This window comes from Neisseria sp. P0009.S007 (assembly GCF_051962515.1).
The window spans coordinates 1-1,230 of the sequence record NZ_JBQCVF010000408.1 but is presented as its reverse complement, the minus strand read 5'-3'; the positions used below and the strand labels follow the sequence as shown (position 1 = coordinate 1,230).

Here is a 1,230-nt window from a genome sequence, read left to right as displayed (position 1 = left end):
CTGCAAGCAGCAGGCGTACAGCCTTGCGGCCTCGGCGCACGCGACACCCTGCGCATGGAAGCCGGTATGAACCTCTATGGCAACGATATGGACGACAATACCAGCCCGCTCGAAGCAGGCATGGGTTGGACCGTTGACTTGAAAGACGAAAACCGAGATTTCGTCGGCAAAGCTGCCTTGTTGGCATTGAAAGAAAAAGGCGTTGCCGTGAAACAGGTCGGCCTGTTGCTCGAAAAAGGCGGCATCCTGCGCGCGCATATGGAAGTGTTGACCGATAAAGGCAAAGGCGAAACCACCAGCGGCGTATTCTCGCCCAGCCTGAAACAATCCATCGCCATCGCACGCGTACCGAAAGACTTTGACGGCGATACCGCCAAAGTGCTGATGCGCGGCAAGGAAGTGGACGTACGCGTACTGAAGCTGCCGTTTGTACGCAACGGACAGAAACAGTTTGATTAATATCGGTTCAGACGGCCTTTATTTGTTAAGGGACGTCTGAAAGTAGGTTTTAAGGAATTGTTGTTTCCTATGAAAGCAACCTTTGGCAGTTTATTGTTGTTATTGATGTTATCGGCTTGCGCTTCGTCTGCCGGCGAGCGCGGATTGATGTTTTTCGATACAGAAGGAAAATCCCGTACTGCAACATTTATGAAAACTGTCGGCAGCAATGGAAAGATTGCCGGCGAGGTGATGATAGACGGAGAATATGCTCTTGATATTATCCGCATGAATGATGATTTGAGTATTGCCGTGCAAGATAATAAGGGTAGAAGCCGTGCTTCCGACCTGAAATCGTTGTCGCAAGCGAAATCATTTACCCTGTTTGCGTTCAGCCGTTATGCAGGAACAGTTGAAGTGGATAAAGTATCGGCTGTTACAGGCATTTGTGCAGATTACCGCAGCAAGGGTCTGAAGGTTACCGTTGCAGACAATATGAGGTCCAAACAAGGAATCGTTGTATTCCGCGCAAGTGGCGTAATGGCAAGTAACAAGCGCAAGATAAACGAAGCATATTTGGATTATTCAGCATCCCCTAAACTTCCTTCCGCCCAAAAGCAAAAATTGGAACAAGATAAAAACAATATGATTGCCGTCTATTACGGACGCTTGGAAGAATTAATCTCACGAGGTATCTGCGCACGCTAAGCTGTGCAGATGCCGTCTGAAAATAACCCCCTATCAATGGAGTATCAAACCATGAGCAACATCCCAGCAGAACTGAAATACGTT

2 protein-coding genes are annotated in these 1,230 nt (G+C 48.2%); both read left to right on the top strand.

The features are described from left to right. On the top strand, positions 1–459 hold a 459-nt coding region (locus ACTHS3_RS13675), incomplete at its 5' end, for a glycine cleavage T C-terminal barrel domain-containing protein (RefSeq protein WP_440368213.1). 147 nt (positions 460–606) lie between these two features. Further along, complete coding sequence (locus tag ACTHS3_RS13670; protein WP_141748406.1) at positions 607–1,146, top strand: hypothetical protein; 540 nt, start codon at positions 607–609, stop codon at positions 1,144–1,146. The last annotated feature ends 84 nt before the right edge of the window (positions 1,147–1,230 follow it).

Coding starts and splice junctions, on each gene's coding strand:
- ACTHS3_RS13670 (WP_141748406.1), top strand. CDS start 607: ATGTTTTTCGATACAGAAGGAAAATCCCGTACTGCAACATTTATGAAA.